This is a genomic window from Armatimonadota bacterium, from assembly GCA_036504095.1.
GTDB lineage: Bacteria > Armatimonadota > DTGP01 > JAKQQT01 > JAKQQT01 > DASXUL01.
Map to the genome: position 1 here is coordinate 145,127 of DASXVS010000043.1, position 12,579 is coordinate 157,705.

At 61.4% G+C, this 12,579-nt stretch carries 19 protein-coding genes; 5 read left to right on the forward strand and 14 right to left on the reverse strand.

The features are described 5' to 3' along the window. Window positions 1-12: 12 nt before the first annotated feature. The 14 genes from VGM51_09560 to VGM51_09625 all read right to left on the reverse strand — a co-directional run bounded on the left by VGM51_09560 (window position 13) and on the right by VGM51_09625 (window position 9,165). A complete protein-coding gene (locus VGM51_09560; protein HEY3413286.1) occupies window positions 13-483 on the reverse strand; it encodes a hypothetical protein in 471 nt (156 codons plus the stop codon). A gap of 18 nt (window positions 484-501) precedes the next feature. Beyond that, window positions 502-1,368: a hypothetical protein gene (locus VGM51_09565; GenBank protein HEY3413287.1), complete on the reverse strand. Its 867-nt coding sequence runs from the start codon at window positions 1,366-1,368 to the stop codon at window positions 502-504. Then, entirely contained in the window at window positions 1,361-1,543 is a 183-nt protein-coding gene (locus VGM51_09570; GenBank protein HEY3413288.1) for a hypothetical protein, read from the reverse strand. The genes VGM51_09565 and VGM51_09570 overlap by 8 nt, the downstream gene beginning before the upstream one ends. 2 nt (window positions 1,544-1,545) lie before the next feature. Continuing rightward, window positions 1,546-2,067, reverse strand: a complete 522-nt coding sequence (locus tag VGM51_09575; protein HEY3413289.1) for a hypothetical protein — start codon at window positions 2,065-2,067, stop codon at window positions 1,546-1,548. Then, a complete protein-coding gene (locus tag VGM51_09580) occupies window positions 2,064-2,480 on the reverse strand; it encodes a hypothetical protein (protein HEY3413290.1) in 417 nt (138 codons plus the stop codon). The genes VGM51_09575 and VGM51_09580 overlap by 4 nt, the downstream gene beginning before the upstream one ends. Before the next feature lie 2 nt (window positions 2,481-2,482). Then, complete coding sequence (locus VGM51_09585; GenBank protein HEY3413291.1) at window positions 2,483-2,824, reverse strand: hypothetical protein; 342 nt, start codon at window positions 2,822-2,824, stop codon at window positions 2,483-2,485. Further along, window positions 2,824-3,348 carry a hypothetical protein gene (locus tag VGM51_09590; GenBank protein HEY3413292.1) on the reverse strand — a complete coding sequence of 175 codons (525 nt, stop codon included), beginning with the start codon at window positions 3,346-3,348 and terminating at the stop codon, window positions 2,824-2,826. Before VGM51_09590 ends, VGM51_09585 begins: the two co-directional genes overlap by 1 nt. Then, window positions 3,345-3,515 carry a hypothetical protein gene (locus VGM51_09595; GenBank protein ID HEY3413293.1) on the reverse strand — a complete coding sequence of 57 codons (171 nt, stop codon included), beginning with the start codon at window positions 3,513-3,515 and terminating at the stop codon, window positions 3,345-3,347. Before VGM51_09595 ends, VGM51_09590 begins: the two co-directional genes overlap by 4 nt. A gap of 87 nt (window positions 3,516-3,602) precedes the next feature. Next, window positions 3,603-4,799, reverse strand: coding sequence for a phage major capsid protein (locus tag VGM51_09600; protein HEY3413294.1), 1,197 nt, complete (start codon window positions 4,797-4,799; stop codon window positions 3,603-3,605). A gap of 115 nt (window positions 4,800-4,914) precedes the next feature. Beyond that, window positions 4,915-5,517, reverse strand: coding sequence for an HK97 family phage prohead protease (locus VGM51_09605; protein ID HEY3413295.1), 603 nt, complete (start codon window positions 5,515-5,517; stop codon window positions 4,915-4,917). Then, a complete protein-coding gene (locus VGM51_09610) occupies window positions 5,510-6,835 on the reverse strand; it encodes a phage portal protein (protein HEY3413296.1) in 1,326 nt (441 codons plus the stop codon). Before VGM51_09610 ends, VGM51_09605 begins: the two co-directional genes overlap by 8 nt. Window positions 6,836-6,838: 3 nt before the next feature. Next, window positions 6,839-8,215: a terminase family protein gene (locus VGM51_09615; protein HEY3413297.1), complete on the reverse strand. Its 1,377-nt coding sequence runs from the start codon at window positions 8,213-8,215 to the stop codon at window positions 6,839-6,841. Beyond that, window positions 8,151-8,540 carry a hypothetical protein gene (locus VGM51_09620; GenBank protein HEY3413298.1) on the reverse strand — a complete coding sequence of 130 codons (390 nt, stop codon included), beginning with the start codon at window positions 8,538-8,540 and terminating at the stop codon, window positions 8,151-8,153. The genes VGM51_09615 and VGM51_09620 overlap by 65 nt, the downstream gene beginning before the upstream one ends. Window positions 8,541-8,820: 280 nt before the next feature. Next, on the reverse strand, window positions 8,821-9,165 hold the full coding sequence (locus VGM51_09625; GenBank protein ID HEY3413299.1) for a hypothetical protein: 345 nt from the start codon (window positions 9,163-9,165) through the stop codon (window positions 8,821-8,823). Between the two features lie 742 nt (window positions 9,166-9,907). Here VGM51_09625 and VGM51_09630 point away from each other — a divergent pair. The 5 genes from VGM51_09630 to VGM51_09650 all read left to right on the forward strand — a co-directional run bounded on the left by VGM51_09630 (window position 9,908) and on the right by VGM51_09650 (window position 12,407). Further along, complete coding sequence (locus VGM51_09630; GenBank protein ID HEY3413300.1) at window positions 9,908-10,408, forward strand: hypothetical protein; 501 nt, start codon at window positions 9,908-9,910, stop codon at window positions 10,406-10,408. Window positions 10,409-10,534: 126 nt separating this feature from the next. Next, a complete protein-coding gene (locus VGM51_09635) occupies window positions 10,535-10,678 on the forward strand; it encodes a hypothetical protein (GenBank protein ID HEY3413301.1) in 144 nt (47 codons plus the stop codon). A 31-nt stretch (window positions 10,679-10,709) separates the two neighbouring features. Then, on the forward strand, window positions 10,710-10,877 hold the full coding sequence (locus VGM51_09640; GenBank protein HEY3413302.1) for a hypothetical protein: 168 nt from the start codon (window positions 10,710-10,712) through the stop codon (window positions 10,875-10,877). Between the two features lie 451 nt (window positions 10,878-11,328). Then, entirely contained in the window at window positions 11,329-11,982 is a 654-nt protein-coding gene (locus VGM51_09645) for a hypothetical protein (GenBank protein ID HEY3413303.1), read from the forward strand. Then, window positions 11,979-12,407: an HNH endonuclease gene (locus VGM51_09650; GenBank protein HEY3413304.1), complete on the forward strand. Its 429-nt coding sequence runs from the start codon at window positions 11,979-11,981 to the stop codon at window positions 12,405-12,407. The genes VGM51_09645 and VGM51_09650 overlap by 4 nt, the downstream gene beginning before the upstream one ends. The last annotated feature ends 172 nt before the right edge of the window (window positions 12,408-12,579 follow it).

Consider the following 12,579-nt stretch of genomic DNA (forward strand, 5'->3'; position numbering starts at 1 on the left):
GGTCAACCCAGGCTACTCCGCCTTCGGCGAGGGTTCGGCCTTGGGAGACAAAAAACTCCGTAAGCCGTCCTCCAGTGACAGCGCGGAGTCGAGTCTGTTGGCCACGTACCATTCCGCCTTCGGGTTGGCCGGAATGGCGGTCTGGTCGGTCTTGAGGTAAGCGACGCGGGTGAGCAGTTCGAACGGACGGAGGATGTATTCATCCACATCCGGGCCGCCCTTGAGGGCCTCGCGCAGGGCCAGCGCGCGGATTTGAGCCTGGTCCATGCCGGTCGGCTCCCGGAACGTGTAGTTGACGTGGACGGCGTTGGACTGGACGCGGAGTTCGGCGTCCAGGTCGAGGGCCTGCTGTACGGGGACGGCGGCGTCGCCCTCCAGGGTCGCGAGATATTCGAGGGCCTTGGCGCGCTCATCCTCACTGAGCAAAAGCGCGCCGAAAGACCCGTCAGGATGGGTGACGTACGATACGGGGATGGTGATCATTTGGGTGCTCGATTTCTGTTAGGTTGCCTGGGTGATTGCGATCGCGGGGTTGGCGCCGACGGCGACGACAGCCCACGTGGACGCCATGCTGGCGTTTCCGCCGATGTTGACCGGCGTCGAACCTTCGGCCTGGATGCAACTGACGGCGATCACCGGGGCTGACGGGCCGAATCCGATTTCGAACGTGCAGATATCCATGTCATCCACACGGATGGCGGCGCCCAGTCCCTGGACGATCCGTAGCCGGCCGCTGCACGAGCCCGGGTCGATCGCGTCGACCGAAGTCGGGTTGCCGTTGAACCATTTGCGGAACTCAGCGCTGATGCCGATGGTGAGGTCGAAAGCCGAGACCTGCGTCGGGGTCGTGGATCCCTGTTTGAACGTAATGGTGTTGAACGTGACCTCGGCCGCGCCGACGACCGACACGTGCGCTCCGGGCGTGGTTCCGGCGGCGTTGGTTCCGATGAACCCCATTTGGACCGCGACGGGGTTCGGGGAGCTGGCGTTTCCGACGATCTGGAGTCCGGTCGGTTTGACCGTGTCCAAGTGGGCCACGAGGCCGTCATTCCATCGGCCGCCCATGAGTTGGGAATCGCCGTTGGAGTCGCGGGTCACGAACATTTTGTTGAGGTTGGCCGCCGTGAACCAGCCGCTCGGGATGGCGCGGGTGGTGACGGTGTAGCCCGTGGTGGATGGGCCGAGCGCGTAGGTCTCAGGCCACACGGATGACGGGTTGCCCTGGGCGTAGGTATCGACCGCGACGTTGCGGGTCACGTTCCTGTAGGATCCCGGCAGGAGCGGGATGGAGATCGTGACGGGGGACGTCGTGTCGTCGATCAGGGTGAAACTGGAGCCCTTGCCGGATACGTAGACTTTTTCAGCCATTGGAATTCTCCTTATTAGCCGGCGGAGGGATTAGCCGGGATACCGGCCGGATTACCAGCACGCCGTTTGGCCAGAGGTCGCTATAGACGATCTGCGGGCCGGTGATATCTGCGGGGGCTGCCTCGGGGGCAGCGGGGGGCGCCAGGATGGCGTCATCAGTAACGGGTTTGGCCATTGTCATTCTCCGGTCGAGTAGAGGCAGCGCCACTCTAGGCCGGCGACGCTGGTTGTGAAATCGCCCTGCAGGGCTTTGTTGTCGTATCCGTACACGCGGTCAAGGACCTGGCAGTCGTAGGTTTCCCCGGCCGGGGTTGCGAACGTTCTCAGGCTTTTGAGCAGGTCGTAGAGGGCGTCGATCATGGCGGCCTTGGCCGGTATGACCCTGTTGGGATCCCTTAGGGCTGGGGCGGCGATCGTAAGAACGACCGAGACGATGACCTCGCGGAGCGCGCCACTCGGCGCATAACGCTCCATCACCCGGTCGGCGCCGGCGACGCACGATACGGTCACGCCGGTCTTGCAGGCGATCGGGACGTAGGTTTTGAGGAAGCGATAACGGTCCGTGACCCCGTCCGACGGCGGAGTCGGAATGGCGCTGAAACGATAGTCGGAGGATGCGACCGCCGGGACCGCATTGAGCGTCGGGACGCTGGCCGCAATGTACTCGACAAGGGCGTTGGAGATATCTAAGCCGGTCATGCGGGGCCTCCCTGGATGAAATAGTCGAGCGCTCGGTTGGCGGCGTCGTTGAGGATGGCCTGCATGTCGATCGCGGTAAAATCGCGGCGCGGCATCCGGCGCGTGCCCCGTATGTGGTAGACGGCGACAGGGTCAGCTGACCCTGCCTCAACCGACCAGCCGGACGTCTGGAGGACGTTGTCACGGCCGCCGCGCGTCAACGAGTCGAGCAGGGCGGCCAGTGGGGTCGTGGAGCCGCCGTGCCGGGCTTTCTGGTCCAACGTGGACGGCGCCAACGGGGTCAGGCCGCCGCCCTGAATTTCTTTGCGCATGGCGTCGAGGATGCTTTCGCCGGCCCGCTGAAGTACATCGGTGGGCAGGTCTGGGTGCTGGATCCATTCGAGCCACGGACAGGAAAACTCGCACGTGATCATGGTCACTCCCGGCCGTACATGGTCAGGACGGCCCTTACGCAGGCAACCTGGTCCGATGAGAGCGACGGGTCGACGTCGACGCAGGTATACGAGTTGCCTCGAATGGTGTAGGTATGGGTTTCCTGGAGTACTCCACCCGGGTCGATCGCGAGGAAATGGAATCGGTTAGGCAGCATCCAGTTCGTGTCGCCCTCGGCGTCGATCCCGTGCGGGTCGCTCTTGTCCGGGGTGATGAGGCCCTTGACCGTGCCCTCGTTGGCCGTGCCGACGGCGGTGACGCCGCTAAGCTCAACGAGCAGGGCGTAGCCGTTGCGGATAATGTCGAGCGGGGGTGTTACGACCATCAGGATATCCTCAGCGGGGAAAAGGTCCTGGCCATGGCGAGGCACTGCGCATGGACCTGTTCGGGGTGCATGTTGCCGGCCTCCGTTCCGACGGCGTACATGGAGCTGGTTTTCGCAGCCTTGAGCATCCAGCCGTTGTGGGCGGCCGACTGGAGGTCCCAGAGGCCCATGATCTCAGCTTTGTGGATCACGAAGCGGACGGTCCCGTCCGTAACCTCGGTCGGCTCCCAGGATGGCCAACGGGGATCGAGGGGCCAGCGGGGTTCGGTGGTTCCTGTGATCCCGCCGACGTCGCCGTCGCGGTCGCGCCAGGGGGCTACATTGTAAGACCATCCTGTCGGGACGGTCGGGACGATGACCTGGCCGGGCCGGACAACCGTACCGGGCGTCCAGACGTCCGCGATTCGACACTCATCAAAGAGATCCAGGATCTCTTCGTCGGACAGGACGGGCGCAGTGTCCGCGGCGGTCATGGTCCGGAGTTTTCGGAGCGCTTTCTCTCCGTCGCGGAGCGGTTTCATCATTTGTCCTCCCCGGGCTTGAGAGCCTTGTTGGCGACCGTGATCGGTCTGCCGATCGTAAGGGCATTGTTGGAGACCCTGATGACTTTGTTGGCGACGGTAATCGGTTTGTCGATCGTGATCGCTTTGGTGGCGACGGTCAGGGATTTAGTGTCTGTGGTGGTTTCCATCAGGGATCTCCAGGGCCTGACCGGGTTGATCCGGACAATCGGGTCATATGACCCTACGGCCGCACCGACCCGGTCAGGCGGCGGGGTTTAGGCGGAGAACGTCGTGAGGACGAGGATGGCCTGCGGCCGCTTCACAACGAACGCAGTGCGGATGTCGGCGCGGATCGACTTCTTACCGGTGCCGAAATCGGTGCCGTTGTAGCCGATCTGAACGTCGATCCCGCGCAGAGGACGGAGCTGAACGAACCGGGAGTCGAACAGGATGACCGTTCCCACGGCGACCCTGTCGCTCTGGACGACCCGCATCCCCCATATCCGGTCTGGTTCGGTGCTGATGGCGGCGGTGTTCATGTAGACGCCGGAGCTGGACGCGACCTCGGTCACCAGGCTGCCCCAGTCATCCGGGTTGATGATCACCACGTTCGGGACGCATGCGCCGGAGACGGCCAGTTTCTGTTTCGCGAGGAAGATCGCGCGGCTGCCGGTCTTGTTGAGGGAGCCGGTGCCGCAGTTGGCGGTGCTGACGTTGTCCGTGTGCAACATGCCCTTGACGAGCGTGCCGGTCCCGGCGCCGTTCACCAGCTGGTTGTTCAGGCGGGAAATGACGTCGAAGACGATGCGGCTGTTGATGAGGTTCTCAAGAGCCGGGATGTCCTCAAGCTCTTCGTCGGAGATCGGGAGGATCGAACCGATCTTGCGGACTGTGAAATCAACGTCAGCGAAACTGATCGCGCCTTCCGGATAGCCGCCGGCCTCCGCGATTTCCTGGGCGGTCGCCGTCAGGGTTTCCTGCTGAATCCTGACTGTCGGCTGGAGGGCCGGGATCTGGTCAAGGGCGTCGACTATGGTCAACGGGTAGTTGATCGTCTCGACGATCTCGCCGGTGCGGGTGATCTGCGGGGCCATTCCGGCGCTGGACGTAAACGCCGTTTTGAGGTCAAGGTCGATCGTCATGCTGGCGTGGTCTGACTCTTTCGCGGCCAGGGCGCGAAACGCCTTGCTGGACACGACGGCGGATCCAAGATTTTTGATCTCGGACTGGACAGTGACGGGCGCGGGGCTGGTGACTTTTTTCAGGTCGGCGATAGAGGCGTCGGCTTTGGCAGCGGCGTCTTCGAGGCGCTTGGCAACGGCGAGGCCGTCGGTCAACGATTTGAGTTCGGCGTCCAGCTGATCCAGTTTGGCCATGTCGGGGGTCTCGGCGGACTGGGATTCGAGCGCGTGGGCCTTGATCTCGAGCTGCTTGGCCTCAATCGCGTCGGCGTACTCTGCAGTGGTTTTCATGGATGTGTCCTTTGCCCCAGGACTCCCTCGTTGAGGGACGGGGCTTGCTGGCGGTGAGCCAGGGTAGTGGGGCCGGTGTGGCCCGGATGCCGACCTGGGGCGGTCGGAGAGGGCGCTATGCACCAATGAGGCGCAAGCGGATGTCGAGATAGCGGTTGAGGATCTCCCGGGCCAGGGCTTTCCGGCCGAGGTCGGGATCTTCAACGGATTCGGGCGCGGCCGTTCCGGCTGCGGATTCGAGGGATTTGGCGTCGACGATACCGGCCTCGTTGTTGGCGGGGATGGTGACGATGGAGACCTCGTAGAGCGCAACCTGTTTGAGCAGGCGGTTGCCGTCGGCGTTGTAAGTGCAGTCCTCAACGACGTAGCCGACGCTGAGTTTGACCGTTTTGCCGGCCGCCAGACGCTCATTGACGATCGTGCGTTTTTCCTGGGCTTCGTCGGTGCTGTGATATGCGGTTTCGATCCAGAGGCCGACCTCGTCCTCGTGCGCTTCCAGGATGTAGCCGATCTGGTCTTCCTGTTCGTGGTTCCAGCAGATCGAGCCGTCGGTCAGGAAGGCTGCGAGGGTCGCGGCGAAGGCGCCAGTCAGCATAATGTCGCCGACCCGGTCGACGTTTCCGAACGTGCTGGCGTAGCCTGAGAATCCCCCGTTGTCTGCGTTGAGCGCTTTGAGTTCGATCTCGAACTCTTTGTACTCCAGTGTGGGTTTAGGCATTGGTGCCTCCCTGTTGGTATTGGGGTGCAGTGGTGGGTTTGCCGGTCGGCAGGTCGTCTTCCGGGCGGCCGGTCGGCGGCAGGCCGACGAGGTTTCGGGATTCATTCAGGGCGATCCATCCGCCCCGGAAGCCAGTGTCGGCGCGCTTGTAGATCGCGTCCTGGCCCTCCTGCAGCGCTCTCACTCCGGTTGTGTCCCAGTGGATGCGGTACAGTTGAGGTTTGGGCTCGAAGGCCGGTAACAGCTGGGTCTCGAAATCGTCCCCGAGCAGGTAGAGATCGGGCAGGATGCGATTGTCCCAGGCGCTGCGTTCCGCGGTCTCCTTGTTCGCGAACGTGGCGCTGGAAGCGTCCAGGCCGACGACGAGGGCGTCCAAACCCATGGCGGCGCAGATCCGGCGGATGACCTGTTCGCGGATTTCCACGACGGCCATTTCGTCCGGGCTCTGTGCGAGTTTAGCGACGTTCAGAGCAACCGAGGTCACCATGGGGTTGCCGGCGTTGTCCGCAGTGTAACCGAGCGCGATATCCGAGCTGAGCTGCGCCTGCTGCTCCTCGCTGAGCTGCCCTTCGGCCGGCGAGTACATGACCGGGATCAGGCCCATGTTGCGCATCAGGGCGCTGTACAAGACCGAGACCCGGTTGTCGACGTCGACGCTGCGGTAGCAACTGGCGATCGTCGCCAGGCCCATGGCCTGGATGTCGGGGTCAACGCTTGTCCGCAAATGGACGACGTCCTCGGCCGGGTACTCCGCGGCGAGGCCGACGGACATTCCGGCGTAGCCGCGCAGCCTGTAACAGTACCGGTCGATCGGCCGGGCAGGGTCGTTGGAACCATACGGGGTAATGTAGCTGGCGCTTAACCAGGACAGGCCCTGGGCGCGGTTGTAGGCGTCGCGGTCGATTTTGAGGTAGGCGTTGCCGTGCAGCGCCAGGTCGAATGCGATTGCACGGCGCATGAGGCGGCCGGACATGTTGGGGTTGGGGCGCCTGAGGATGTTGGACAGCGGATGATCGGGGACAACCTCGTAACTGCCCTGGTCGTTGAGTTTCTCCACTTGCGGCTGGCACTCGCCGTAGGAGCGGGTGATCCATCCGAGGCAGGCGCTGACGACGTCGTTCAGGTAGGCGTCACCGACGTCAACCGAGACGTTGCGGGTGCCGCCCGGGAGGCGCATGTCGTGGAAGGCCAACGATCCCATGGTGCCGCCGATCGGTCGGAACGTGTCGGCCGATTTCGTTTCGAGGCATTTGGAAGATTTGTGCTGGGCGAGCTCCGGGAATTTGAGCTCGATAGCTGATAGTTGGTTTGGTTGCATATATCATCCGCCCATTCTGATCACGGTCGCCCGTGCTGGTGCAGTCGGTCGTTCGAGGATGTGGGCCGCGATTGCGAGCGCCATTACGTGGTCGGTTTTGAGGCCGGTGTCGGGGAGTTTGTAGGCCAGAAGCTCTTCCCGGATGTGTGGGTCGTCATACTGGACCTCCCCGTGTTCGAGCAGGCGCGTCAGCCGCTGGAGCGCTTCCGGTTTCGTTTTGGCCGAGAAAATGAATGAGTGCGCGGTCCGCTTGATATCGGGGTCCTTGGATTTCAGGCCCTTGTTGACCTCTTCGATCAGGTCGAGGGCCGACTGGCCCGTGGCGTCCAAATGGAGGTCTTTGGCCCCATAGAGAGCCGAGAGATCGTGGAATGCCTGGATCTTCGTGTCGTTGCTCGCTCGATCGAGTTTGCGGACGTGCACGATCCGGTAAGGTTTGGCAGTGATATCGACCACGAGGATGACGGTGCTGTCCACACCCATGCCGGCCATGTCAGCGGTGATCAGGTATTTGTGCGATTCACGCGGTCCCTCGGAGACCTCGGGCAACATGCAACGGTCGATATCGCTGTGGCGCCACATACGGTCTCCGGATTCCTCAAATGAGCAGTCGTGTTCGGATGCGAACTCGGATCGGCTCAGGCGTTTGCGGGTCTTCGCGGCCCATGCTTCGTCAAATAACACGGTCCACGGGAGGTTGTAGGATGCCCATCCCGAGCCCTCCCCGATGGCCTCGCCCCACAGATCGTGAAACTTGCCGGATGCCCCGTAGGGCGTGCTCAGGACCGTGAGAGAGCCGCCTGTGGAGACGGTCGGCTGGATGGCCTGCCAGATCTCGTTGGCCCACCGGGGGAACGCGAACTCGTCGAGGTAGACGTCGGAGGCTGGTGTTCCGCGGCCGGCACTGGGACTGTCGCCCTGAGCCCGGATGCTGGAGCCGTTGCGCAGTGTCAGACGGGTCTTGTTGTCCTCAACCAGTTCGCCGGACGGGATGAACGCGCGGACGTACGCGATAAAATCAGTGGCCTGTTCGACGTTGCGGCTGACGTTGAGGATGCGGCGCGGACCCTGGTAGAGCATTTTCCAGGCGGCCTCGGCGGCGCATACCTGGCTGATGCCGATCTGCCGGGATTTCAGGATGATGCGGAGCGGGTGATCCCAGGCTCCGAGGATGTCGGACTGATACCAGCGGGGCTCGAAAGTCACCCATCCGTCCGTGGGATGGAAGATCTTGGGCTTCGTGAGCTCAAGCCACTTGAGTGGGGATTCAGCGGACGGGTCATACCTGTCCTGGGCCGTGTGACGGCGCGCGAGCTCAGCTGCCGCTTGCTTCTGGGTTGCTGTCAGGCTTCCCCAGCGCTGCTGCGATAATCGCAGCAAGTTCGTCGTCTGATCGGGTTGTAAGGTCGACGTCATGGGATTCTCGCTTGCGCCAGTCCAAGTGGTGTCGGCGCTCTAGCCACCAGGCGGCGGCTTGCCAAGAGGTAATGCCGGCGTCTTTGACACAACCGACAAATCGTTGCTCGGCTTCAGCTTCGGCTTCTTCTACGGCGCTGAAAAATGCGGGCTTGTCTTTGAGCCAAATGTAAAACGTAGCGGAGTCGATCTTGACCAGGGCGCAGGCGCAGCGGCGGGTGTTTCCGGCGCGCAGTGCGTCGCAGATCGCGGCCTGGATGCCCTGGTTGTACTTAGTGGTGCGTGCCATGGGGGTTTGGTTGACGTTGCAGAGGAGTAGCCGTTCCGGACTCAGTGACGTACGACGTCGACATTCATCCGATCGAGCGTAATATTCCAGAAGCGGATTATGATGATTTCGTCGTGGAGGGCGGCCTCGGGGCCAGCTACGGCCGGAGGATTGGTGTCTAGTGACAGTGGCCAGTGACACGGCGAGGCCGCCGCGGTCCACTGTTTTACATGTTGCCTGGTTGGAGCGGATTACTCCGAAATAGGGTCAGCTGACCCTATTGCGCCGCAATCAAACCCTCTCAATTCACGAGGTCGGTTTCGTAGGCGGTCAACGTAAGCCCGGATGCGTTCAGCCATTTCTTGCAGAAATCTTGCAGGGATGCGCGTTCGTCAGCGTACGGGTCTTTGTAGGCGCCGCTCAGGAAGGCGAAGATCCCGAAGGGGTTTTTGGCGAGGCCGGACAGGACCGATACCAAGTTCATCGTCCGGGTAACGAAACCGATGTTGCAGTCGGCGTACTCGTTCAGAACCTGTTCAACGGTCGATTTGTCCACGTATTTGTGGGCCACCACGGCTGTCTGGATGCGGAGCGCTAGGGTCGTAAGGTCGAGAGCTCGACGGGCGTTGGATTTTAGGTTTGCCATGGTGATCTCCGGTTCTGTCAGCCTGCCGGAAGGGAGGCGGGCTGACCGCACATGAGGAATGAGCTGCGTAAGTCCCTCAACTACCCTGTCGTAATGAGTTGAGGAATCAGGTGTAGAATTTTCGCAGTGCTCCCAAATCTAATGTATCATTATTCGATGATTCAATACGAGACATTTGCTGCCCTTTCCTTTTGGATTGCCAGAGTCTGCGATGGAACTACCATCCACGCTCAGCGCACGCTCACGGCCCCCAAACTGCCCCCGACAGGCCCCGCACAGAGGCATTTGCTGCCCCATACAGAGCGTTCCCGGGGTTGCCTGGTGTGATTGATCGCCCGGGATGGCCCGTCATCCTGGCTCAAAGACCTCTCTCCGCGGGCTCTCTCCGATGATGAGGTTGGGTGCCCCGCCCTCTCATTCGACCGGCAAGGTCTGGCGCGTAGCGCTGTCCGGCGCCGCAGGCAATCCCCGATTACTGGAGTCTTAGATGGCGCAGCCATCAGCCGGATCTACGCTCGGATGGCGGCCGTCACAGCGTCGGAAAAATAATCTCAATCTTTTTGAAAATAGTTGCCCTATTGTAATAACGTGAATCGACAAGGTTAGTATAGGGACCTAAAATATACCGTAAAAAAAGACTTGACAGGTCCGAAAATACATGGTATCATATAGGTAGGGCTGAGGCCCGGATGTACCTTGACAACGGCCATGGGGCCACTAGAGCACACGAGGAGAGAAACGGATGAAAGCACAGACAGAGACGATGGAACAGAGACAGGACCGATTGACGCCGCGGCCGGTGGTGCCACGGAAGCAAGCGGAGACCGACCCGGTGGTGTTGGCGCGGATCGAGGCCTATAAGGCGGAGGCCCTCAAGGCGGCTAGAGCCAAAGAGGCCAAAAGGGCCAGGGCGATAGCAAGGGGCCTGACGGAGTTGGTAGCGCAGGTGCCCGGTAACAACGACGAGATCTATATCGCCGAGCGCCGGTACTACGTAGTGACGTTCTGCCCCAAAGACGGTATGGCCCAGGTCCTGGATGGAAACCAGGTCCACAGGACCAAAGCGCAGGCCCAGGCCCAGGTTCGGGAGACCCAACAGATCGTCAACGGTAGACGGTGGGCTGGCGACCCAAAGCTCCCGCAGCGCACATGGGCCATCGTACCGATCACCGGGGCGCAGGCTATACCGATCCGCGAGGCGCTCAATACGGACAACGAAGAGCAGTGGGTGCCGGTCGGCTGAGTAACCATCCGGGGCCGGGAGACCGGCCCCACGGGTTGCCCTCAACTAAGATGGGAGAACGACATGGATGAACAACACAAAGGGCCGGGGCGCCCGAAGAAGAAGTTAGGGCGGCCTCGAAACCAAATGTCCAGGGACCACAGGATCAGCACGGACGTCGACAACGAGACCCTGGCGAGGCTGGATGACGTCTGCAAGGCCAGGGCGATCGCGCGAGCGATCTATCTCAGGCAGGCGCTAATGGACGCATTGTACCGGGATGCCCGGTAACGACCACCACGGGCGGTAATGAGGTAGGACGATGGATGACGATCTGAAACGGTTGGCAGATGAGACGGCTGAAATAGTGCGGGCCGAGATTCGGGATCAGCTGGGAGTGTTTCGATCCGAAATTGAGGCATTCGCGGAGGACGTCACGCTCAAAATCCAGGAATTGCAGAACCAAATACGGCTGCTCGAAAACCGGTAACACGGCCTGATAACGGTCGTTACATGGATGTAGGGCACACGCGCACACACAAGGAGCAAATGATGGAAAAGACAGTGAGCGAGAAAATTGACGCGGGAATGACGGTGACGGTTTCCGAGGTCGTCGCGGCGATTGAGTCGGGCGAACTGGATGTAATCACGTGGGACGAGGGCTGAGGATCGGGATACGTCAATGGGCCGGAGAGATCCGGCCCTTTTGGCGTTTTGACCCCAAAACGAGGCATTTGCTGCCCCGTACAGCGCGTTCCCGGCCTCGCCTGGTATGATTGATCGCCCAGATCCGGATATTGAGCCTCGGCTATACCGGTAGTTACGCTCGTCATCCGAACCCACGTTCGCAAAACCAATTTCGGAGCAAATAACTATAAACAGGCAATATCTCAATTGTCAAACCGCAAGCGATTTGCACTCGCGGCGACGGGAATCGAGATATGCACTACACGGGCAGACACGGGCAACAGGGCCCGACCCAGATCGAGGGTTTCAACAACGACCTCGACCTCAGCGCCTCGGATGAGGCGACCCGACTACTGGACGCAGCGTACGCGCTCACCATCCCCGATTACATCCGGACGGACCGTCCGGTCTCGACCCATACCCCCAACCAGGTCGACGCCTATGTGCAAACGTTCGGCAGTACGGTCGAGGTCGAGGAGAAATTCCGACCGGCGAAAATCAACAAACACACCGGCCTGCCGATCGTCTACAGGGACCTGTTGATCGAGGACGTCCAGGTGGACGCCGATGGCGGCTATCGGGCCGATGGCTGGTTGTGGCGTTACCCGGCCGACCGATTGATCGCAACCGCCTGGGAGGCGACGGGAGCTGTCCTGATCGTCCGGGCCGGAGCTCTCCGCGACGCCTACGAGGCCAACCGTGATCGCTGGTTCGCCGTTTCGCATATCGCGTGCGCGGGCAACCGGGTCCAGGGCAATGTCGCCTATTACAGCATCAGCACGTGCGTCGACACAATCACGATTTTGGACGCCGTTCCCGGCGCCATGTTGATCGACACCCGCGGAGGCCGCGTGTGGGCCAATGACGGCAATGGCAGCCACCACGCAACGACGGAGGCGATCGGATGAAAATCCCTATTACGGGCGCTTACGTACATATCGACGATGAGGATGTCGACCTGATGCAACAACGCTGGTATCTGCTGGACCGCGGGCAGGTTTTCCGGACCCGCCGGGTCGGACCCAGGGGGTGCAACCGACGCATTGGCGAATATCTCGCCCGGATGGTTGCGGCGAGGGCGCACGAGACGCCTGCTGGAAAATGGCGGGTGCGCCATATCAACGGCGATCTGCGCGACTGCCGGCGCGACAACCTGGAGATCGTCCCGTGCAAAACCGGATCGGTCCGGGACGATGCAGATGGATGGGAAATCGACTGGGACCTGTTTGACCGGATCCAGGACGCCGTTTGGTTGGCGACGATAACGATAGGTTCAGCTGACCCGATTTTCAGGGAGGACCCAACTGGGTCGCGGGCGGGAGGAATCGGATGAAAAACAGGCTGTCACGGTTGGTACTGAACACGACCTGGGGATACCTCATCCTCCTGGCCATCCTGGCGTGGTACTGGAGCCAATGACACATTACGGGTAACACATAGAAACTGTGGTTCGTTATATAGAATGAGAGCTCCAAAAGACTTCCCCTGATTCCATGCCCTTGTTT

Coding starts and splice junctions, on each gene's coding strand:
- VGM51_09560 (HEY3413286.1), bottom strand. CDS start 483: ATGATCACCATCCCCGTATCGTACGTCACCCATCCTGACGGGTCTTTC.
- VGM51_09565 (HEY3413287.1), bottom strand. CDS start 1,368: ATGGCTGAAAAAGTCTACGTATCCGGCAAGGGCTCCAGTTTCACCCTG.
- VGM51_09570 (HEY3413288.1), bottom strand. CDS start 1,543: ATGGCCAAACCCGTTACTGATGACGCCATCCTGGCGCCCCCCGCTGCC.
- VGM51_09575 (HEY3413289.1), bottom strand. CDS start 2,067: ATGACCGGCTTAGATATCTCCAACGCCCTTGTCGAGTACATTGCGGCC.
- VGM51_09580 (HEY3413290.1), bottom strand. CDS start 2,480: ATGATCACGTGCGAGTTTTCCTGTCCGTGGCTCGAATGGATCCAGCAC.
- VGM51_09585 (HEY3413291.1), bottom strand. CDS start 2,824: ATGGTCGTAACACCCCCGCTCGACATTATCCGCAACGGCTACGCCCTG.
- VGM51_09590 (HEY3413292.1), bottom strand. CDS start 3,348: ATGATGAAACCGCTCCGCGACGGAGAGAAAGCGCTCCGAAAACTCCGG.
- VGM51_09595 (HEY3413293.1), bottom strand. CDS start 3,515: ATGGAAACCACCACAGACACTAAATCCCTGACCGTCGCCACCAAAGCG.
- VGM51_09600 (HEY3413294.1), bottom strand. CDS start 4,799: ATGAAAACCACTGCAGAGTACGCCGACGCGATTGAGGCCAAGCAGCTC.
- VGM51_09605 (HEY3413295.1), bottom strand. CDS start 5,517: ATGCCTAAACCCACACTGGAGTACAAAGAGTTCGAGATCGAACTCAAA.
- VGM51_09610 (HEY3413296.1), bottom strand. CDS start 6,835: ATGCAACCAAACCAACTATCAGCTATCGAGCTCAAATTCCCGGAGCTC.
- VGM51_09620 (HEY3413298.1), bottom strand. CDS start 8,540: ATGGCACGCACCACTAAGTACAACCAGGGCATCCAGGCCGCGATCTGC.
- VGM51_09625 (HEY3413299.1), bottom strand. CDS start 9,165: ATGGCAAACCTAAAATCCAACGCCCGTCGAGCTCTCGACCTTACGACC.
- VGM51_09630 (HEY3413300.1), top strand. CDS start 9,908: ATGAAAGCACAGACAGAGACGATGGAACAGAGACAGGACCGATTGACG.
- VGM51_09635 (HEY3413301.1), top strand. CDS start 10,535: ATGTCCAGGGACCACAGGATCAGCACGGACGTCGACAACGAGACCCTG.
- VGM51_09640 (HEY3413302.1), top strand. CDS start 10,710: ATGGATGACGATCTGAAACGGTTGGCAGATGAGACGGCTGAAATAGTG.
- VGM51_09645 (HEY3413303.1), top strand. CDS start 11,329: ATGCACTACACGGGCAGACACGGGCAACAGGGCCCGACCCAGATCGAG.
- VGM51_09650 (HEY3413304.1), top strand. CDS start 11,979: ATGAAAATCCCTATTACGGGCGCTTACGTACATATCGACGATGAGGAT.